This is a genomic window from Brevundimonas sp. BH3 (assembly GCF_045345115.1).
GTDB lineage: Bacteria > Pseudomonadota > Alphaproteobacteria > Caulobacterales > Caulobacteraceae > Brevundimonas.
Genome location: NZ_CP150796.1, coordinates 2,154,463 through 2,173,964 on the forward strand (window position 1 = coordinate 2,154,463; position 19,502 = coordinate 2,173,964).

General features: G+C 60.0%; 17 protein-coding genes. 5 read left to right on the forward strand and 12 right to left on the reverse strand.

Features of this window, described 5'->3' with window-relative positions; genetic code table 11:
* Nucleotides 1-95 precede the first annotated feature (95 nt).
* The 4 genes from WEU32_RS10550 to WEU32_RS10565 form a co-directional block, all read right to left on the reverse strand.
* On the reverse strand, nt 96-878 hold the full coding sequence (locus tag WEU32_RS10550) for a hypothetical protein (RefSeq protein ID WP_312136334.1): 783 nt from the start codon (nt 876-878) through the stop codon (nt 96-98).
* A gap of 122 nt (nt 879-1,000) precedes the next feature.
* Nucleotides 1,001-1,747: a hypothetical protein gene (locus tag WEU32_RS10555; protein WP_312136332.1), complete on the reverse strand. Its 747-nt coding sequence runs from the start codon at nt 1,745-1,747 to the stop codon at nt 1,001-1,003.
* A gap of 136 nt (nt 1,748-1,883) precedes the next feature.
* Nucleotides 1,884-2,537, reverse strand: coding sequence for a hypothetical protein (locus WEU32_RS10560; protein ID WP_406851858.1), 654 nt, complete (start codon nt 2,535-2,537; stop codon nt 1,884-1,886).
* Nucleotides 2,538-2,800: 263 nt separating this feature from the next.
* Entirely contained in the window at nt 2,801-4,954 is a 2,154-nt protein-coding gene (locus WEU32_RS10565) for a malate synthase G (RefSeq protein WP_406851859.1), read from the reverse strand.
* A 108-nt stretch (nt 4,955-5,062) separates the two neighbouring features.
* Between WEU32_RS10565 and WEU32_RS10570 the strand changes: the two genes are divergently transcribed.
* Together WEU32_RS10570 and WEU32_RS10575 are read left to right on the forward strand one after the other, a co-directional pair.
* A complete protein-coding gene (locus tag WEU32_RS10570) occupies nt 5,063-5,953 on the forward strand; it encodes a LysR family transcriptional regulator (RefSeq protein WP_406851860.1) in 891 nt (296 codons plus the stop codon).
* Between the two features lie 69 nt (nt 5,954-6,022).
* The gene (locus WEU32_RS10575) at nt 6,023-6,280 is read left to right on the forward strand and encodes a hypothetical protein (protein ID WP_406851861.1); all 258 of its coding nucleotides are present in this window, start codon (nt 6,023-6,025) and stop codon (nt 6,278-6,280) included.
* A 68-nt stretch (nt 6,281-6,348) separates the two neighbouring features.
* On the opposite strand, the gene WEU32_RS10580 is transcribed toward WEU32_RS10575, so the two are convergent.
* Nucleotides 6,349-8,787, reverse strand: a complete 2,439-nt coding sequence (locus WEU32_RS10580; protein ID WP_406851862.1) for a S9 family peptidase — start codon at nt 8,785-8,787, stop codon at nt 6,349-6,351.
* 181 nt (nt 8,788-8,968) lie between these two features.
* Here WEU32_RS10580 and WEU32_RS10585 point away from each other — a divergent pair, with 181 nt between their 5' ends.
* On the forward strand, nt 8,969-9,670 hold the full coding sequence (locus WEU32_RS10585; RefSeq protein ID WP_406851863.1) for a CoA transferase subunit A: 702 nt from the start codon (nt 8,969-8,971) through the stop codon (nt 9,668-9,670).
* A gap of 4 nt (nt 9,671-9,674) precedes the next feature.
* Nucleotides 9,675-10,325: a 3-oxoacid CoA-transferase subunit B gene (locus tag WEU32_RS10590; protein WP_406851864.1), complete on the forward strand. Its 651-nt coding sequence runs from the start codon at nt 9,675-9,677 to the stop codon at nt 10,323-10,325.
* Nucleotides 10,326-10,391: 66 nt separating this feature from the next.
* On the opposite strand, the gene WEU32_RS10595 is transcribed toward WEU32_RS10590, so the two are convergent.
* From WEU32_RS10595 to flgK, 7 genes are all read right to left on the reverse strand, one after another.
* The gene (locus WEU32_RS10595; protein WP_406851865.1) at nt 10,392-10,871 is read right to left on the reverse strand and encodes a hypothetical protein; all 480 of its coding nucleotides are present in this window, start codon (nt 10,869-10,871) and stop codon (nt 10,392-10,394) included.
* A gap of 68 nt (nt 10,872-10,939) precedes the next feature.
* Nucleotides 10,940-11,560 carry an ABC-type transport auxiliary lipoprotein family protein gene (locus tag WEU32_RS10600; RefSeq protein ID WP_406851866.1) on the reverse strand — a complete coding sequence of 207 codons (621 nt, stop codon included), beginning with the start codon at nt 11,558-11,560 and terminating at the stop codon, nt 10,940-10,942.
* Nucleotides 11,557-12,495 carry an MlaD family protein gene (locus WEU32_RS10605; RefSeq protein ID WP_406851867.1) on the reverse strand — a complete coding sequence of 313 codons (939 nt, stop codon included), beginning with the start codon at nt 12,493-12,495 and terminating at the stop codon, nt 11,557-11,559. Before WEU32_RS10605 ends, WEU32_RS10600 begins: the two co-directional genes overlap by 4 nt.
* Nucleotides 12,496-12,509: 14 nt before the next feature.
* A complete protein-coding gene (locus WEU32_RS10610) occupies nt 12,510-13,286 on the reverse strand; it encodes an ATP-binding cassette domain-containing protein (RefSeq protein ID WP_312136318.1) in 777 nt (258 codons plus the stop codon).
* Complete coding sequence (locus WEU32_RS10615; RefSeq protein ID WP_312136316.1) at nt 13,283-14,407, reverse strand: ABC transporter permease; 1,125 nt, start codon at nt 14,405-14,407, stop codon at nt 13,283-13,285. Before WEU32_RS10615 ends, WEU32_RS10610 begins: the two co-directional genes overlap by 4 nt.
* 163 nt (nt 14,408-14,570) lie before the next feature.
* Nucleotides 14,571-15,491 carry a flagellin gene (locus WEU32_RS10620; RefSeq protein WP_312136314.1) on the reverse strand — a complete coding sequence of 307 codons (921 nt, stop codon included), beginning with the start codon at nt 15,489-15,491 and terminating at the stop codon, nt 14,571-14,573.
* Nucleotides 15,488-17,602 (reverse strand): flagellar hook-associated protein FlgK, encoded by a 2,115-nt coding sequence (gene flgK, locus WEU32_RS10625; RefSeq protein WP_406851868.1) that lies wholly within the window; start codon nt 17,600-17,602, stop codon nt 15,488-15,490. The genes WEU32_RS10620 and flgK overlap by 4 nt, the downstream gene beginning before the upstream one ends.
* A 430-nt stretch (nt 17,603-18,032) precedes the next feature.
* On the opposite strand from flgK, the gene WEU32_RS10630 reads away from it, so the two are divergent.
* Nucleotides 18,033-19,502 carry a flagellar hook-length control protein FliK gene (locus WEU32_RS10630; RefSeq protein ID WP_406851869.1) on the forward strand — a complete coding sequence of 490 codons (1,470 nt, stop codon included), beginning with the start codon at nt 18,033-18,035 and terminating at the stop codon, nt 19,500-19,502.

Genomic DNA, 19,502 nt, shown 5'->3' on the forward strand with positions numbered 1-19,502 from the left:
GATACGCCAAAGCTTATTAGGTCGCCCTAATTCCAAGGCGCAGACCAAAAAACGCGCCCCGTTCAACGGGGCGCGCTGTACTCTTGATATTTAGATCAGAAAGCTTGGATCTGAACGGCGACGGTACCTTCATAGTTACCGGCCAGCAGAGCCTTCGAAGCGACCGGAATGTTTACGGCCAGCGAGAAAGGCGACTTCCATGCACCGTGGTTGGCCACGTTGCTCAGTGCCGTCGAAGCGACGCTCAGGGTTTGCTGGCTGCCATTGGCCACAGCGTTGTGGGCGGCAGCGGTGTATTTGGCTTCAACCGAGAACGGCAGGTTGGCTTGGAAGACATTGCTGTCATAGCCGCCATTGTTGCCCGAGTTGATCAGGCCGTCAGCGCTGTTCTTGGTGATGGTCACCGAGTTGGCGGTGTTGCAGCCTGCCAGGTTGGTATAGACCGTCACAGTTGCCGGAGCGACCATGTCAAACGCAGCGGCCGGACCGGTATTGTCCGAGGCATAGATGCCCAGAGTGCCGAAATCCAGAGTCTGGCTGGTGCTCGAACCCGAATAGAACGAGCAATCCTTGGTGACATTGCCCTTCAGGGTGAAGGTCGCGCCGTCGTTCATCGAGGCCGTGCCGTTATTGCCCTCGGCCGAACCGATAGCCACCCAGGTCGAACGACCATTCAGGGTCGCAAAATTCACGTCCTGAGCCTGGGTTAGATCGTTACCCTGAGCTACAACCAAACCACTTGCCAGGTTACCAACGCCGACATTCTGGTTGGAGTGGAAGTTGTTGTACTGGCCCTTATTCATCATGTTTTGGGCCGAAGCCGAAGTGGCCACAACGCTCAGAGCGGCGACGCCGGCGAGCAAGACGAAACGTTTCATTGGATAGTCTCCGGTGCACTAGGGAACGACTCAAACGATCCCTGCATGGGCTCTAAATGACCCAATTTTCAGTAAGCAAACGGGTGATGTGCCGCTGGCGCATCACCCGCATTCAAGCTTGATTAGAAAGCTTGGATCTGGACGGCGACGGTACCTTCATAGTTACCGGCCAGCAGAGCCTTCGAAGCGACCGGAATGTTCACGGCCAGCGAGAAAGGCGACTTCCATGCACCGTGGTTGGCCACGTTGCTCAGCGCCGTCGAAGCGACGCTCAGGGTTTGCTGGCTGCCATTGGCCACAGCGTTGTGGGCCGCAGCGGTGTATTTGGCTTCAACCGAGAACGGCAGGTTGGCTTGGAAGACATTGCTGTCATAGCCGCCGTTGTTGCCCGAGTTGATCAGGCCGTCAGCGCTGTTCTTGGTGATGGTCACCGAGTTGGCGGTGTTGCAGCCTGCCAGGTTGGTATAGACCGTCACAGTTGCCGGAGCGACCATGTCAAACGCAGCGGCCGGACCGGTATTGTCCGAGGCATAGATGCCCAGGGTGCCGAAATCCAGCGTCTGGCTGGTGCTCGAACCCGAATAGAACGAGCAATCCTTGGTGACATTGCCCTTCAGGGTGAAGGTCGCGCCGTCGTTCATCGAGGCCGTGCCGTTATTACCTTGCGAGGAACCAACAGCATGCCATGCCGACCACGGCGAGCCAGCGGTTTGGGCGTCGATCAGGTTGAGGCCTGCGAACGGTGGCGAGTCAACGTGGGTTTGGAACAGGTGCGAGAACCACTCACCCTGGTTGATGCTGCCAGCAGCAGCAGGCGAAGCGATCAGAGCAGCGACAGCAGCCGCAGAGAGAAGAGCCGAGATTTTCATGTTTTTTCCTATCGAATTACTTGAAAAGCTTCTCAAAACGAAGCCAATTAAACTCAACGAACTAAAACTACATTTAGATTATTCAAATAAAAGGCAATTCACCAATCAGTTGAATTATCCAAAATCACATCAAAACCTACATTCTTGGGGCTATGGTCAAGATTATAGATTCCGAATACTCACCCGCTAAAAGACCCGCACCTTCAGGTGCCTGTGTCTTGAAGCGCAAAACAGCGCCGCCTTTCGCAATCGCATCAACGCTGCTCAGCGTGACGCCGGACAGGAGTTGGCGACTTTCATAACGGCCCGACATCAAGCGTTCAGCCGGTGCCAAAACCGGCACATCAATATCCAGCCCATAAGCCAGACGCCCCGAAAACGGGCCCTCTCCTGTCGGTTTGCTGTTGTGGGTCAACCCACCCTTGGTCGCGCGGATGTTCAGATCAAACGGGACGTTACATTCCAGTCCCAGATGCGCGATGGCGCTCAGACCGCCCGTCAACTCGCCGAAATCGATATCCGCGCCACGTCCCAGCTCACAACGTGAAGGGATGCGCGCTTCAAGTGCCACATCAAATCCCGTGGGGCTTTCGATGGCATTGGCACCGATCGGCATTGTGGGCAGATTGGGATCCGGCCCGATAATGACAGGCGAACCCGAGGCATGCGCCTGGGCCATGCCAGCAGCCATCAAAGCGGCGGCCGCACAGATACCACCCACAGCAATCTTTGCACTTTGGGTGACAATATAAGCGCGATTACGGCGCTGCTGCCCTAGAAACTCGATCAAAGGTCCGCTCCCATGCCGCACAGCACGACACCGCCCGAACCCCCTCGGCCCGAACTAAGGTCAACCTTCCAAAACCTGTGCCATCCTGTTTTGAAACGAAAATGGCATGCTGCGAGCCATTTCTAGGCCCAAACATGGTTATTTGGCGTTAACACTTCGAGCATCTATGGCCATTTCGAGCCATTTGCAAGCGAACTGTATCATTTTGATAAGGCAAGCAGACACAGGACGCATTCGCGCCCCATGTCCCAAAAAGATACTGACTAGCTTTGTTTTTTCAGCCTGCGGAAGGTTGTCAGCAGGTGCTCTGTATAACCGTTGGCCTGCTCTCGCCCTTTAAAAACAAGGGCTACGGACGCCTGCCACGCCAAACCGTCATAGGTCGGGGCCATGGGACGATAGGCTGGATCGCCATCATTCTGACGATCCACCACCACCGCCATCCTTCGCATGGAATTCATCACCTCGGCATCAACTGTAAACCCGTGATGCAGCCAGTTGGCGATGTGCTGGCTGGAGATTCTCAGGGTGGCACGGTCTTCCATCAGGCCGACATCGTGAACGTCAGGCACCTTGGAACAGCCGACACCCTGATCGATCCAGCGCACCACATAACCAAGAATGCCCTGACAGTTGTTGTCCAGTTCTTGACGAATATCCTCTGGTGAAGGCAGTTCACTGGCTAGCGGCAGGGTCAGCAAAGGCGTCAGACCAGTTTCGGCACGGTGCGCCAGTTCCTTTTGCACCGACCAGACATCGACCTGATGGTAATGCAGCGCATGTAAGGTCGCCGCCGTCGGGGACGGCACCCATGCCGTCGACGCTCCCGCCTTGGGATGGCCCGCCTTGGTGGCCAGCATGTCGCCCATACGATCAGGTGCCGCCCACATGCCCTTGCCGATCTGGCCACGTCCCGACAGACCAGACTTCAGGCCGATATCGACATTGCGATCCTCATAGGCCTTGATCCACGCGGTTACCTTCACGACCTCCTTACGGACCACCGGACCGGCCTCCATCATGGTGTGGATTTCATCGCCGGTACGGTCAAGGAAGCCGGTATTGATAAAGACCACGCGGTCTTTGGCCGCCGCGATACAGTTACGCAGATTGACGCTGGTGCGGCGTTCCTCGTCCATAATGCCCATTTTGAGCGTCAGCGGCGCAAGGCCTAGCCCCTCCTCCACCGCGCCGAACAAGGCGGCAGCGAACGCGACTTCTTCCGAGCCATGCATCTTGGGGCGTACCACATAGACCGAACCGGCCGGGCTGTTGCGCTCAAGCACAGCGCGCTTCAGATCATGCAGCCCGATCAGGCCCGTTATAGCAATATCGAGGATGTTCTCGGGGATTTCGCGCCCTTCACTGTCCAGCACCGCATTGGTCGTCAGGTGCAGACCGACATTGCGCGTCAGCAGCACACTGCGCCCCTTCAATGCGAACGCCTTCCCGTCCGGTGCCGTATAGGCGCGGTCAGGATTCAGGGTGCGATCCATCGACTGGCCGTCCTTGCTGAACCGCGCTGACAGATCGCCCTTCATCAGCCCCAGCCAGTTGGCGTAAACTAGAACCTTGTCCTCGGCATCGACGGCGGCCACGCTGTCCTCGGCGTCGCAGATCGCCGTCAGCGCCGCCTCGACAACCACATCGGCCACGCCCGCCGGATCGGTCGCGCCAATACGGTGATTGCGATCGATAACGATCTCGAAATGCAGACCATTATGGCGCAGCAGGACGCCCGATGGCGCGGATACTTCGCCGGTATAGCCCGCAAACGCCGCCACATCGGCCAAGCCCGTCATCGAGCCGTCTTTCAGCTCAACCGACAGAGCGCCCCCCTCAACGCGATAGGCCACCGCATCGGCATGCGAGCCAGCGGTCAGAGGCACCGCGCTGTCCAGAAACGCCCGCGCCTTGTCGATCACCTTTTGACCGCGCGCCGTATCATAGCCCTTGCCTGATGGCAGATCGCCCAGAGCATCGGTGCCATAAAACGCATCATACAGGCTGCCCCAACGGGCATTGGCGGCATTCAGCAAGTAACGTGCATTGGTCAGTGGCACGACCAGTTGAGGCCCCGCCATGGTCGCCATTTCAGGATCGACATTGGCGGTTGTCACGGTGGCATCGGCCACGGGTGGCTCGATATAGCCAATCCCTGTCAGAAAGGCCTGATAGGCATCCTGATCCGGTTGCCCCGGATGGGCGCGGTGCCAGTCGTCGATCAGGGACTGCAACCGGTCGCGCTTGGCCAACAGGTCGCGGTTGGCATCGGCAAACCGATCCACCAAGCCATCCAGCACCGCCCAGAACGCCTCTGCCGTCACGCCCGTACCGGTCACGGCACGATCGCGGACAAACGCATCCAGTTCGTAGGCCACGCTCAGCTTGCCGTGGCGGATCATTGAATGGCTCATTGGGAGGCTCCTGAATAACAGGCACACACCCTAGCCCCACACAGCCCCACTATCGACAGCGAAGAATGATGTATATCTTTGCAAAATACGCAAAGATGGAGCCGCACCATGCTGGCCGAATACGAAATCTTCGTGCGCGCTCTCGAAGAAGGCAGCCTGTCGGCGGCTGCCCGTCGTCTGGACCTGTCGCCCGCCGTGGCCTCGCGTCGGCTGGCACGGCTGGAGGACCGGCTGGGCGTGCGTCTGATCGAGCGCACCTCGCGACGTTTGGCCCCGACCGAAGCGGGTCGTCTGGTTTATGAACGCGCGCTTCAATTACTGGATGGCGTCGAGGATCTGGAAGCCCAAGTGTCGCGCCGCACAACTCAGGCGCGCGGCCTGTTGCGCGTCACCGCCCCCACCTCATTCGGGCGCAGGCGACTGGCTCCCTATCTGCAACCGTTTCTCGAGGCCAACCCGCGTCTGACGCTGGAGCTTAATCTCACCGACGCCTTTGTGGACCTGATGGCCGAGGATGTAGACCTCGCCATCCGCATCGGCACATGGGATGCCGAAAACTCCGCCATGCACCGCTTGGCACCTAACCGCCGCGTTCTGTGTGCCAGCCCTGACTATCTGGCCCGTTTCGGCAATCCCCGCACACTGGACGACCTGCGCGACCACGCCCAGCTGGCCGCCGAAAACCAGTCTCTGTGGCGTCTGCTCGGCCCCGATGGTCCCGTCACCTTCCGCGCCAAGAGCCGTGTTCGCACCAACTCGTCAGAGGTCGCCCGCGAACTGGCCCTGTCCGGTGCCGGTATCGCCCTGCGCTCCACTTGGGATGTCGGCGAAGAGCTAAAGGACGGGCGGCTGAGTGTGGTCCTGCCCGATTACCAAGGCTCTCCCGACATTGCCATTTTCGCCCTGACCGCCGGTCGCGCCCGCGCAGAGGCCCGCGTTCAGGCCTTCATCACCTTTACCGCCAATCTCTATGGCGAGGTGCCGGACTGGGACCGATAGCCAGCCGGAACAAGGCCCATCCCCGCCACGTTACTCTACGGGGGCGCTAATCCGGCAAGGAGGAACGCCATGCAACCGATTGAAGCGCACCGTCACGACAAGGCCGCCGATGCTGTGCATGAAGGACGGCCCGTCGAAGCCCGCTTTGTGCGCGGTGGCGGCAAGGGGCGCTCGCTGATGACCATCCTCGTCATTTCGACCTTGGTGACAGCCTTGCTTCTTATCGGGCTGTTGGTTTTCTGGAATGTTATGGATGGTGATGCCGACCGTTCAGCCCGTGAAAAGGCTGCGGATAGCGCGGCATTTTCGCAAACCGTAACACCCTGACCAAAGCCTGACCCGCACATAAAAAGGGCGGAGGATATCCCCCGCCCTCTTGTTTATGGCTCAGACGTTTACTGCGCCGAGGCTGCAGGTTTCATCCAGCGGTCCAGCCAGCTCGACATTTCGTAAAGCGTATGGCCCACACTTTCACGCGCGCGATAGCCGTGGTCCTCCAGCGGCAGGACGACATAACGCGCTGTCGCGCCATTACCCTTGAGGGCCGCATAGAAACGCTCGGTCTGGATCGGGAAGGTGCCGGAATTGGCATCTGCCTCGCCGTGGATCAGCAGGATCGGCTCGTTGACCTTATGGGCATAAGCAAACGGCGACATCTCGTTATAGGTCCCGGTCGCTTCCCAATAAGTGCGCTGCTCGGCCTGGAAGCCAAACGGCGTCAAGGTGCGGTTATAGGCCCCCGAACGGGCAATGCCGGTCTTGAACAGATCGGTATGCGCCAGAAGGTTAGCCGTCATGAACGCGCCATAGGAGTGACCGCCCACAGCGATACGCTCGCGGTCGGCAACGCCCAGAGCGACAACCGCATCAACTGCTGCTTCGGCACTGGCCGATAGCTGCTCGATATAGGTGTCGTTCGGCTCGGCCCCGTCCACACCGATGATCGGCATGGTCGGATTGTCGAGGATGGCATAGCCCTGTGTCAGCAGGAACAGGTGGCTGGAACCCGACGGACGTACAAAACGGTTGTCGCTATCGACCACCTGACCGGCCACAGAGGCATCGGTGAATTCGGCCGGATAGGCCCACATCAGCAGCGGCAGCGGACCGTCACGGTCCTTGTCGTAACCGGCAGGCAGATACAGCGTACCCGACAGTTGCACACCGTCCTTACGGGTATAGGTGATCAGTTCGCTGGTCACATTGGCCAGTTGCGGGGCCGGATCGGGGAAGTGGGTCAGTGGCGTAATCTGGCCGTCCATCGCACGGATACGCAGGTTGGCCGGATCGGTCTTGGACTGGCGATAGGTCACGAAACGCTGGCCGTTATCATCCAACAGACCAACGACAGTTTCATACTCGCCCTGTGCCGAGCGCCACAGACGCTGAACGTCTCCGGTTTTCAGGTCCATCGTGTCGAGGAACGGATAGGCCCCCTCGCGGGTCGCGCCCTCACCCGTCACAAAGACGCGCGAACCATCAGCCGTGAACTTCATCACCTGACGACCGCTGGCATTGGCCTCGGTCATCACGCTGCCGGGGTTATTATAGCGGTCCTGATAGTTGCGCTCCAACAGCACCTTGGTCTCCGTCGGGTTCGACGGATTGACGAGGGTGCGCGTCTCAGTGCGGTTCTGGAACCAGCGGCTGTTGACGATGGCCGCATGGTCATTGCCCCAGTCGATACCGGCAAAGCGATGCTTGAGGTCCGCCAGCGTCACGGTCGCATCATTAAACGGCGCACGCAGCATGAAGACGCGGTCGCGCACCTCGGCGGCATTGCGCGGATCTCCTCCGTCCTGTGCCTCGGTCCAGACTAGGGTCGCGTCCTGATCACTACGCCACTGCGCCGAGCGCGGGCCAACCGCCACAGCGTCGAACGAGGTCGGCACATTGTCACGCAGCGGCAGGTCCGCCACCTGATGCACCATACGGCCATTCATGTCCGACACCGTCACCTGTGTCGGGAACAGTGCCGCCGGAACGATATAGGAATAAGGCTTCTTCACCCGCGTTTGCAGCACATAACGACCATCGGGCGAGGTCGAAGCGCCGAGGATCACTCCCGGCTCGCCAAGACTACGCATACGGCCATTCAGGGTGACGATCACCGGCTGGCTGGTGAAATAATAGTCAAACAGGGCCTCATCCATCGGGTTGGACAACAGATCCTGATAGGTCCGCACCGGGGCCGCACGGCCACCTGTTTCATCAATCATCGGCCCAGACGGCGGGCGATCCGTCACCGGCGGACGGCCCCGGCTGACCGGCGTTGTCAGCGCCATCAGGCCGGAGCTGTCCGGCAACCAGCTAAAGCCGCTGCCTGTCGTGGCATTGATGACGCCATTGGTCAGGCGTTTGGCGCGACCATCGGACAGGCTGGCCGTCCACAGTTCCAGGCCATTGGCGGCATCCACCAGAAACGCCACAGACTGGCCATTGGGCGACCACGACACATTGGTCAGGCGCGCATTGGCGGGCAGACCCGCAACCTTGCGTTCCTCGCCACCATTGACCGACTGGAAGCTGAGCCCCGTAATCCAGCTGACGCGGCTATTGGCCGGACCATTATTGCGCGGATTGATGCGATAGCCGCCCAGACGCAGCATCGGCTCGGCCAATTCCTGAATGGACGGCAGATTGGTGCGGTCCGTCAGCAAAAGCGTCTGGCGATCCGGGCTGATGGAAACACCCGGATTGGGACGCGAATCCAGAATATCGGCAATCGGCGCTGGCGGCTGCTGATAGGTCGGGCCATCGGCCATCGCCGACATGGGTGCCCCCGCAGCCAGCAACAAGGCCCCGCAGGCCACAGATAGATTACGCAAACGCATAGCGCCCCTCCACATCAGATACTTTGTCCTGTTTGTGCGCGCCCGCTTCGCAGGTCAACCAAGCGGCAGCTTTTGATACTCAGTGCCACAGGGTGGGATCACCATCTTGCCGCTGTCGCATTCACCCTTTAGATGGGAGGATATACCGCAATATTCATCAGACGGTGAAAAAGGGAGCGACATGGGAAAGATATACGCTGACGTGAAGTCTGCGCTGGAAGGGCTGACGTTTGACGGCATGACTATCATGTCCGGCGGCTTTGGCCTCTGTGGCATTCCCGAAAACCTGATTGCCGGTTTGCGCGACAGTGGCGTCAAAGGCCTGACGGTTATTTCCAACAATGCGGGCGTGGACGGCTTTGGCCTCGGCCAGCTTTTGGAAACCCGCCAGATCAAGAAGATGATCTCGTCCTATGTCGGCGAGAACAAAGAGTTCGAGCGCCAGTATCTGGCCGGTGAACTGCAACTGGAATTCAACCCGCAAGGCACGCTGGCCGAGCGCATCCGCGCTGGCGGTGCCGGTATCCCGGCCTTCTTCACCGCGACCGGCGTCGGTACGCTGGTGGCCGAGGGCAAGGAAGAGCGCGAGTTCAACGGTCGCCGCTTCATCATGGAAACGGGTCTGGTCGCAGACCTCGCCATCGTGAAGGCGTGGAAGGCCGACGAGCGCGGCAACCTTGTATTCCGCAAGACCGCCCGCAACTTCAACCCGATGATGGCCACCGCCGGTAAGGTCACCGTCGTCGAGGTCGAGGAAATCGTGCCGGTCGGCTCGCTTGATCCCGACCACATCCACACGCCGGGCGTCTATGTCGATCGCCTGATCCAAACCGTTTCGGAAAAGCGCATCGAACAGCGCACCGTCCGCCAGAAGGGAGCTTAAGACCATGGCTCGTACTCGCGAACAACTGGCCGAACGTGCCGCCAAGGAACTGCAGGACGGTTTCTATGTGAACCTCGGCATCGGCATCCCGACGCTGGTGGCCAACTATATCCCCGAGGGCATGGTCGTGACCCTGCAATCGGAAAACGGCATGCTGGGCATGGGCCCCTTCCCCTATGAAGGCGAAGAAGACCCCGACCTGATCAATGCCGGCAAGCAGACCATCACCGAAATCCCTGAGTCGTCCTACTTCAGCAGCGCGGACTCGTTTGCCATGATCCGTGGCGGCCACATCAACCTGTCGATCCTCGGCGCGATGGAAGTGGCCCAGAACGGCGACATCGCCAACTGGATGATCCCGGGCAAGCTGGTCAAGGGCATGGGTGGCGCGATGGACCTCGTGGCGGGCGTCAAACGCGTCGTCGTGGTCATGGAACACGCCAACAAGCACGGCCAGTCCAAGGTCCTGAAGACCTGCACCCTGCCGCTGACCGGCACGGGCGTGGTCAGCCGCATCATCACCGATCTGGCCACCTTTGACGTCAAACCGGACGGTTCGGGTCTGGAACTGATCGAGCTGGCCGAGGGCGTCACGCTGGATGAGGTCGCGGCCAAGACCGAAGCCGACTACAGCGTTGCCGCTGGCGTCGCCTAAGACGCGGCACAACCCGAAATTAAGAGAGCTGGAAGTTCTGAACTTCCGGCTCTTTTTTATCGGCTTCTAGTCCAGCTTGAACTGGACACGGCGTAGGGCTGGCATACCCTCAAGCTCGCTCAAAATCGTCACCGCCCGGCCATCGCGCGGCTCGACCACCGTGCAGGTAAAGCCTTGGAACGGATTGCCGTTCTGGAACAGGATCAGAACCCCCTCGGCGACCATCGCGGCATTATATGTGGCACCATCTGCGCTGTCGGCAGCATCCAGACGCGAATGGACTTCCGGAACGCTCGCGATTTCGCTGTTGGAGGCGATGTACATCATCTCGCCATCGGGCTTGAAGCGCATGTAGTCGCGCGGGAAAGCTGCGGCAAAGCGTTCGACACCGGCCTCTTCGGCGCTCACAACCTTGCTATCCCACACACCGACGACATCTGCATAGGCGCACAGACGCCCCTCCGCCAGCGGCTTGGCAACCACTTGGGCATTTGCCGCAGTCGCGACGAGCACCATAGCTGCCGATAATCCAATCCGCTTCAACATATTCCCTCCAGTGATTGATGCGTCCCCTTGGTACAAGGCCGCTTTGGTATGGCGACTCTCACTATAGCCTAGCGGACCACAGCCACCTCGGTGGCGGTCCATTCGACAATCTGGCGCGTCACATCGGCATTGGCGCGATTATAGGCCGCCACAATAGAGGCCACGCGGTTTTCGCCTGCGCTTTCGATACTGTCGAAACGGTTCGAGGCCACAACCTCGCGCTCGCGGTTGGTCAGATGCACGGCCACCGAAACGTGCACATCCGGAACAGCTCCTGCCGAGGCATAGACGGTTTCAAACCGGCGCACATCGACACTCAGCAACAGACCGTCACGCGCAAACGATCCCGATGCCAGACGCACACACGGCGCGCCCGCAGCAAAGGCATCCTCCAGCGAGGAATGGAACAGGGTTTCCGCCTGTGACACCCAGCGACCTGTGCCGATATAGGCTGTCTCGGAGCCCGTGACAGTCAAAAGACGGTCCCCGCGAGAGGCGCTTTCGAAATCAATACGGCGCAGCGAAACCGGCACGGGCTCGCACGGCTTCGCGACTGCATCTGCGCGGGCGAAAACAGGCATTGCCCCGAAACGATAGGTTTGGACCGGATCAGGCGTTTTCAGCACCGCGCAACCGGACAAGGTCGCCGTTACCGCCAGAACAGCCATTGGCGTCAGAATACGGATCATGGCTGGACCTCCAGTTCCTTGGCCGCCGGACGGCCGATAAATTCCCGTGGGCTTTGACGCATATTGCCGATGAGGTCTTCCAGAGCGCGCGTGGCCTGATTGAGTTGGCGCACCGCATCGTTGATTTGCGGAACGGTGGTGGAGCCAAACTCGCCCAGAGGTTCTTCAAGACTGGAAGCCGAACGGTTGATCGAGGCAATCGCCGTGCGGGCTTCTTCGGAGGCCTTGGCGATATTGGCAATCGCCGCGCGGCCATCCGTATTGATGATCTGGCGGGTATCCGCAGCCAGACCCTGATATTCCGCCACAGCCGCATTTGCATTTTTCAGCGTCTGTTCCAGTTCCAACAGCATGCCCTTTCGGGCATTCAGTTCGGCGGTCATTTCCTCGACATGGCGGACACTGGACGAGAAGGAACGGATATTGTCATCCGACAATACGCGGTTGATACGGTTCAGGGCATCCACAGTCTGTTGCAACACCGTTCCCGATCCCGTCAGCAATTCCGCCAGCGGGCTGGCCTGAGACTGGATCACCGGCACAGCATTGTCGGGATATTGCGTCTTGAGCAGCGGCGTCGAGGTATCGCCTGCCGTGATCTGTACATAGTTCAGACCGGTAATGCCCTGTGGCTCCAATTGGGCACGGCTGGTTACACGCACGGGCGTGGTGCCGTTCAGACGCACACGCGCCACGACCTGATTATCCTTTTGCGGGTCGAGGTTCAGCTTGGTCACCTCGCCGACGCGGATGCCGTTAAAATAGACCTCCCCGCCTTCGGTCAGGCCCCGCACTGGGCCGTAGAAGATGATGTCATAGACATCGTAATCTTCGTTGAACTGCAGGCGCGCCAGCCAGATGGTGAACACTGCCAGTGCCACCATCAGGGCCACGGTCACAATGCCGACCGCCGCATAATGAGCGTCTCTTTCCATCTCGATCCGGCCTCCTAGTCGGCACTCTGTTTGGCCGCCCGCCCTCGTGGGCCAAGGAAATATTCCTTGATCCAGGGATGGTCAGACTTTTCCAGCTCCGCAACGGGAGCCTTGGCAATAACGTGTTTGTCCGCCAGCACCGCCACCTGGTCACAGATGGTATAGAGGCTGTCGAGGTCGTGGGTAATCATAAAGACCGTAAGGCCAAGGTCGCGCGACAGTTCCAGAATCAACTGGTCAAAGGCCGCCGCCCCGATCGGGTCCAGCCCCGCTGTCGGCTCATCCAAGAACAGCAGTTCGGGGTCCAGCGCCAGAGCGCGGGCCAGACCGACCCGCTTGATCATCCCGCCCGACAGTTCCGATGGCTTCAGATAAAGCGCCTCGGGCTTCAACCCGACCATGGCGACCTTCATCTCGGTCAGCTCACGGATCACATTGCGCGACAGGCGCGTATGCTCCAGCAAAGGTGCCGAGACATTCTCCATAACGTTCAGCGACGAGAACAATGCCCCGCGCTGGAACAGGATACCTGTGCGTTGTTCGACCGCAACCGCCTCGGCCTTGGTCATGGTGCTGCGGTCCTGCCCGAATAGTTTGACCGAGCCGTCCTCGGGCTCTTTCAGACCGATAATCGAGTTCAGCAACACCGTCTTTCCGGTACCGGACCCGCCCACCACGCCGACAATCTCGCCGCGATTGACAGTCAGGTCCAGATTCTGGTGGATCACCCGCTCGCCAAACTGGCTGAGCATGCCGCGCACCTCGATGACAGGCTCCACAGACATACTCATACGCCCAACTCGATAAAGATCAGCGCAAACACGGCATCCAGCAAAATGATTGCAAAAATGGCCTGCACCACTGCCGCCGTCACGCGATAACCGAGGCTCTGCACATCACCGGCCACAGCCATACCCTGACGACAACCGATAGCGGCCACCACCAATGCAAACACCGGTGCCTTGATAAGCCCCACCATCATGTGGCGCGGCATATAACCATCCTCGACCAGACGCTGGAGGAAGAAAGCCGGCCCTACGCTCAACTGGCTCCATGTCACCAACAGACCGCCCAGAAGACCGCCCAGCATGGCCAAAAAGGTCAGTAACGGCAGCATGACCAACAGGGCCGCCAGACGCGGGATCACCAGTGCCTGAAACGAGTCCACGCCCATGACCTGCATGGCATCGACTTCTTGGTTCATCTTCATGGAGCCAATTTCAGCGGCAAAGCTGGAAGCCGAACGGCCTGCCAACAAGACCGCCGTAATCACCACGGCAAACTCGCGAAATACCGCCACGCCGATCAACTGGACCGCAAACACCCCTGCCCCGAACTGGTTCAGAAGGTCCACGCCGATAAAGGCCACGACGGCACCGATAAAGAAGTTGGTGATGACCACAATCGGAATAGCATCCAGTCCCGACCGCTCCATCTGCGACACCCACGCCGCCCAGCGAATACGTCGCGGGTTACGCAAGGTGGACAGACACGAAACCAGCAACCGCCCCAAAAAAGCAAAAGAGGCCATGGCCTCGCTGGCGAAATCATAAACCCCGTGGCCGACCTTGCTAAAGCCGCGCACCCATGATGGCGGCCGCTGGGGTGGCGGCATGGTCATGTCTTCCAGCCGTGCCACGGTTTTGTAGATGCTGCCGGCTTCGGGGCGGGCTTGCCAGAGGGTCTTGGTCGTCGCGACATCGGCTGACTGACGCAGGGCCAGCGCCCCCGCCGTATCGAACCGCTCCAATGCCGACAGGTCGAGACTTTCGACCGTGCGGCCATCCAGTTCGTGCTTCAGACGTTCGCCAATAAGGCCCAGTCCGGTCGCTGACCACGATCCCGACAATGCAAGGCGCACGCGTCCTGCATCGTCCGTATCAATCCGGTAGTCCGCAACATGCGCCGTCATAAAACCCCGCGCCTAAACTAAGGCCATCCCACACTGGAATTCCGCCAAGCTTTAGCCCCGACGCGCTAGTCAACACAAGATGACATATCAAAACAGGACGGCAACCCGGCGCTCATTGAACGCAGGTCGCGTGTTTTTGTTCAGCTTGTGACGCCCGTCCGGTTTAGCGCAGATAGTCCAGCAGCGAGACCTGACGCAGTTGGTTGATGACCTGAGCCGAGGCTTGCAGGGCGATCTGCGACAATTCCAATTCCGACACGGCCTTGAACATGTCCGCATCGGTTTTCTCGCCCAGCATGATCTCGACGGAATCGGCGCGCACCTGATGATCCTCGATCAGCTTTTCAACGCGTTGCTGATAGGTACCGTTTTTGGCCTGCTCATTGACCACATTGGTCGCGGCGGTGGTAAAACGGTTCATCAGATCAGTCAGAGCCGTGGTCGTTGCTCCATCCAGCGTCCCTGTCAGCGGCGTTGCCGCATCCAGTGCCTTGAGATCCTTGAACACGGCGAACATTTCTTCGCCCAGCGTGTCAGCCAGAAAACCGGTGTCCATGACCACATTTTCGTCCACGCGGCTGGACTGGCGCAGATAGCCGTTTTCGAACGCATCCGCTGTCGCACCCGCAGCATGCAGATCATTCAGGGTTGCGGTCGCCACCGGCGGTTTGTCCGTTACCCCGCCCGAGAAAAGATACTGCCCCTGATGCTTGGTGTTCAGGGCGTTCTGGGCAATCTGGAACTGGACTTCCAACTCGGCCATCAAGCCTTCGGTGCGGCCGCTGGCAATCGCATTGGCAATGGCCAGACGCGAATTGGTCGCCGCTTCGTTCAGTCGGCCCATGGCCAGATCCTGCGCTTCCAGACGATCGGCAACTGTCTTGCTGACCTCCTGATAGGCATTGATACGGTTCTGACTGGTTCGCAGCGCATTGACCGTCGCCGCGTCGCGCCCGAAACCATGAAGATCTGTGGCATTCTTCTTGGTCGAAACGCGGTCCTGCGCTTCGCTATTACGCTGCTGCGCCGCCATCATATTCATGAGAGCGGACTGATAGTTTCCGTAGGTCGATACGCGGCTCATCGGACCATCCCGAACAGTGTGTCATACATATCCGACGCCGCCTGGATCAGGCGCGCCGATGCGTTGAAAGCTTGCTGATAGGTCGTCATCAGCACCAGTTCTTCTTCCAGATTGACGCCCTCGAACGAACTGCGACGGCTGGACGCCTCGTTTAACAGGGCCTTGGCACCACTTGCGGCACTCTCGGTCAGATTGGATTTTGCACCGATACTGCCTGCCATATCGGACGCATAGCGGCTTAAGGTCGAGCTACTGCCTGCTACCCCGCCCGCTGCGCCAAAACGGGTGGACAGATCGCCCGCCGCTGCCAGCAAACGTGCACCATCGCCATTGGCAGCGCTCAAGGCCGGCGTGCCAGCAGGGACAGTGAGGTCCAGACGGCCTAGTGCCAGATTGCCCGGATTACTGGTAATATCGCCACGAACCTCGAAGGTTCCCGCACGGGCAGTACGCGTACCGCCAAGCCCGAACAATTCGCTCATGGAAACGCCAGACGGGGTCTGGCTGGTGCGGTCATTCACAACCGACATCTGCGCAGGAGGCGATCCGCGACCCGTAAAGATCACCTCGCCATGCGCATTCATCGAAAAGGTGCCGTGACGCCCAGCCCCATTCACCGGATCATTGAGGTGGTTCAGAAGCTCGGTCATCGTGCCACCGCCCGCAGGCATGGTGACCTCGATATCGCGAATCTTGACGCCATTGCTGTCCGAGAAACGGAAGCTGACCGTCTGGCCCGGTGCGAAACCGTGCTGGGACGCGCCCGTCATGCCCGTCTCGTAGTTCGAAATACCCGAGGCGGACACCAGATCATTCAGGCCAAAGAAGTGCGAGAAGCCACGTCCCGCCTTGCTGCTGGGCATAGTGGCGTCATCGGCAATCGCCACGCCATTGCCGCCCGTCGCCTCAAGCTTCAACTTGCCGTCCGTAAAGCTGGCATTCAGCCCCGGCACCTGCGCGCTCAGGACGGTCAGGAAGGTGGCGGGCGTTGCGGCCACGCCATTGACCGTCATCGTGCCGCCGTTGAAAACAATCTCGGCCGAATTCTGGATCACTCCGGCCGCATTGACCACGGCAATCGTGGTGGTACCGGTAAAGCCGCTCAAGGCCGTGATTTCCGACATGCCGGTATTGCGCCCTTCCAACACCGACGGAGCGGGAAACGCCGTCGAAGCATTGTGCGCACGGTTCAGTTCGTCTGCCAGTTTGGCGGTCAGTTCCCCCAACTGCTCGGCGGCCTGTACTGTATCCACATCGCGCAGTTGCAGCAGACCCTTCAACTCGCCGCTTACAAGGCCCTCGTTGAGAGAACGCACAGAACCGCTCGGCTCATGGACCATGATGTCATTGAAATTGGTCCCGCCACCAACAGCACCGGCACGATTATATTCCAACCTGCCCGCACTGTTCCCGACCAGAAGCAAACCGGCTCCCGTGCGGATTTCCACCCCGCCCGTCGAACGCTGGGTCAGACGCACATCCATAAAGCCGGACAACTGGTCGACCAGGTTCGCCTGCGCGTTCAGGGCACCTGTCGCATCGGCTCCCGTCACAGTGGCGCGGGTGATCTCGCGATTCAGCTTGTCGATCTGTTCCAGCAGGCCGTTAATCGTTTCGACCGAAGACTGGATGCGGCCATCCGCATCTTCGCGCACAGCCTGAATCTGGCCTGAAATGCGCTTGGCATCTTCGAACACTGCCTGTGTTTTCCACACAGCACTTTGACGCGCCGCCGCCGAGGTCGGCATTTCCGCCGCCGCAGCAAACTCGCCGAACAGTTTGTCGATATTGCTAAAGAAGCTGGTATCGCCACCGGGGTCACCGAACAGCGACTGGATACGGTCATAAAGTTCATAGCGAACCGTCTCGCGGCCGGCATCAGCCGAGGCATTCAATGTCGAGGCCTGCAAGAAGCGGTCGGTCGCCAAACGCACACGCGCGATCTCGACGCCCGAACCCATGCCCTGCGTCGTCAGGGATTGCTGGTCGGCAATCTTGCGAACATAGCCGGGGGTATGGATGTTGGAGACATTGTCCGACACCACGCGCAACTGGCTCTGCGCCGTATTAATGCCCGCTGTGGCGATATTCATGATCAGTCCAAGGGACATCAGCGAACTCCTTCGTCAGGGCAGTAACGGGCGGCAGGGCGGTAACGGGCAATGCCCGGCAAGGCTTGCAGACAACCGCGCAGTTCTTGCCCGGTTCCCGCGTGAGCGATTTTGCTCAAGATATTGATTTTAATAGACATTGGCATTCGGCCCCTGTGCTCTCGAACACCAGAGGGGCAATAAGCGGGCCAGTTTGCCAGCCGCGAAACGACCCTGCCCATTCATGCCTGCCCGCCCGGCAAAAACGATCCGGTCCGGCAGGTTTATCCATCATTCCACCCTGTGGACGGGCCGTGGACAAAACCTGAAAACCCTATCGTTTTCTTTAGGTTGAGCCGTTTTCGGCAAACTGGCCCGTCCCTTGCGACAAGGCTGTCGAATGTTTCCGGCGCAGAAGACGCCCACCCTCACCAACAGTTATCGCTGGGCAATGTCCGCATCCGCTATCTTGTCTGTTCTGCCGCTCGGCGCTCCCAACGGAGCGACGGGTTTTGGCGTGTCTGCAAACAGTGCGGGCACGGACAGCGGAACCGATAACGCGTTTGCCGGTCTGCTCGGCTCGGTGATGGGCAGCGAAACCCCCACGACCAAAGAGGCCGTTACCAGTGGTGACAATGTTGCGGCTTTCACCTTTGCGGCCCCGCCGTCGCCGATCTTACCCGTCGCGCCCGTAGAAGCACCGCCTGTCGAAGCGGGTGCGACCTCAGCGGAAACGGACGCACCGGCACCAGACGCATTCCGCCTGCCCGACAGCGAGACGCCGCAAACGCCAGCGCCCGATGCCGAGACAGAGCCCAAGACCGAGCCAGACCCAGAAGCCGATCCGGCGGTTCTCGCCGCTCCGGTAAACGCGCCAGTTCCGGCACCGGCTGACGCCGCGCCCGAACCTGTGGCCAAGCCCGAGACGCGCCTGCACATGCGTCCCGAAGTGCCGCTCGCGGCACAGCTGGGAACAGACGAAGCCGCGTCGGCACTCGACGCCGAACAAACCGAAATTCCTGCGCCCGCACCCTCGGCCCAAGACGCCGAAGCGGCCAGCCGCCAACGCGCACAACAGGTCGAAGCAACCCTGCGCCAGACGCAAAACCCGCAGCTTTTGGCCACGACAGCCGCGCAAGCCCTGCAAGTTGCCCCGAAAACCACGGGCGAGTTCAAATCCAATGCCGCCGCCCACCGACTGGACAAGGGCGGCAATGCCCTAACGGCAGATATGTCGGCAGAGACGACGGCTGAGACGGCAACGACTGGAGGTAATCAACCCTCCACCATGGCCGCAAGCATGGCCGAGGGCGCGTCTGCATCGTTAACAGCAGAACAAACCCCAACCGTCCGCACGGCCCCTGCCCCGCTCCTGCCCGCCGATGCTGCCCCCGAAGCGCAAGCGACAATGTCCGAGCCTCTCCAGGGTGCTACAGGCACAGACACGGCCGTCGCCACGCGTCTTGACCCAACCCGTCTTTCAGCAGCCAACTTTAATACCACCGCCGAAATCGCCGCCCAGTTCGTCCAGAAACTGGGTCAACGAGTGGCTCGTTTCGACATGGTTCTGACGCCCGAAACGCTCGGTACGGTCGAGATCGCTATGGAAGTCGGTGCCGACGGCGACGTGAAGGCCCGCATGGTCTTTGATACGCCAGCCGCCGCCAACGAACTGCGCGCCCGCGCCGAAGAACTGCGTCGCCAGTTGAACGAAGCGGGCTTCCAGATTTCCGAGAACGCACTGGAATTCACCGACCGCGAAAGCGACCAGCGCGGTGGCTTCCAGCAATTCATGTCCGATAGCCGTTCCGGTCGTCGCGCCTTTGCAGGCAGCAGCCGTCTGGCCGAACAGGCCGATGCGCCCCCGCCGGTCTGGCAGTCCCTTAACCTCGCGCCCACCGGCGTCGATATGAAGGTTTGA

Excerpts from the sequence above, each read along its gene's own strand:
- WEU32_RS10615 (WP_312136316.1), bottom strand. The coding sequence starts at position 14,407 with ATGACGGCGCATGTTGCGGACTACCGGATTGATACGGACGATGCAGGA.
- WEU32_RS10620 (WP_312136314.1), bottom strand. The coding sequence starts at position 15,491 with ATGAGCCGCGTATCGACCTACGGAAACTATCAGTCCGCTCTCATGAAT.
- WEU32_RS10575 (WP_406851861.1), top strand. The coding sequence starts at position 6,023 with ATGCAACCGATTGAAGCGCACCGTCACGACAAGGCCGCCGATGCTGTG.
- WEU32_RS10630 (WP_406851869.1), top strand. The coding sequence starts at position 18,033 with ATGTCCGCATCCGCTATCTTGTCTGTTCTGCCGCTCGGCGCTCCCAAC.
- WEU32_RS10585 (WP_406851863.1), top strand. The coding sequence starts at position 8,969 with ATGGGAAAGATATACGCTGACGTGAAGTCTGCGCTGGAAGGGCTGACG.
- WEU32_RS10565 (WP_406851859.1), bottom strand. The coding sequence starts at position 4,954 with ATGAGCCATTCAATGATCCGCCACGGCAAGCTGAGCGTGGCCTACGAA.
- WEU32_RS10595 (WP_406851865.1), bottom strand. The coding sequence starts at position 10,871 with ATGTTGAAGCGGATTGGATTATCGGCAGCTATGGTGCTCGTCGCGACT.
- WEU32_RS10600 (WP_406851866.1), bottom strand. The coding sequence starts at position 11,560 with ATGATCCGTATTCTGACGCCAATGGCTGTTCTGGCGGTAACGGCGACC.
- WEU32_RS10555 (WP_312136332.1), bottom strand. The coding sequence starts at position 1,747 with ATGAAAATCTCGGCTCTTCTCTCTGCGGCTGCTGTCGCTGCTCTGATC.
- WEU32_RS10605 (WP_406851867.1), bottom strand. The coding sequence starts at position 12,495 with ATGGAAAGAGACGCTCATTATGCGGCGGTCGGCATTGTGACCGTGGCC.
- WEU32_RS10590 (WP_406851864.1), top strand. The coding sequence starts at position 9,675 with ATGGCTCGTACTCGCGAACAACTGGCCGAACGTGCCGCCAAGGAACTG.
- WEU32_RS10610 (WP_312136318.1), bottom strand. The coding sequence starts at position 13,286 with ATGAGTATGTCTGTGGAGCCTGTCATCGAGGTGCGCGGCATGCTCAGC.
- WEU32_RS10550 (WP_312136334.1), bottom strand. The coding sequence starts at position 878 with ATGAAACGTTTCGTCTTGCTCGCCGGCGTCGCCGCTCTGAGCGTTGTG.
- WEU32_RS10570 (WP_406851860.1), top strand. The coding sequence starts at position 5,063 with ATGCTGGCCGAATACGAAATCTTCGTGCGCGCTCTCGAAGAAGGCAGC.
- flgK (WP_406851868.1), bottom strand. The coding sequence starts at position 17,602 with ATGTCCCTTGGACTGATCATGAATATCGCCACAGCGGGCATTAATACG.
- WEU32_RS10580 (WP_406851862.1), bottom strand. The coding sequence starts at position 8,787 with ATGCGTTTGCGTAATCTATCTGTGGCCTGCGGGGCCTTGTTGCTGGCT.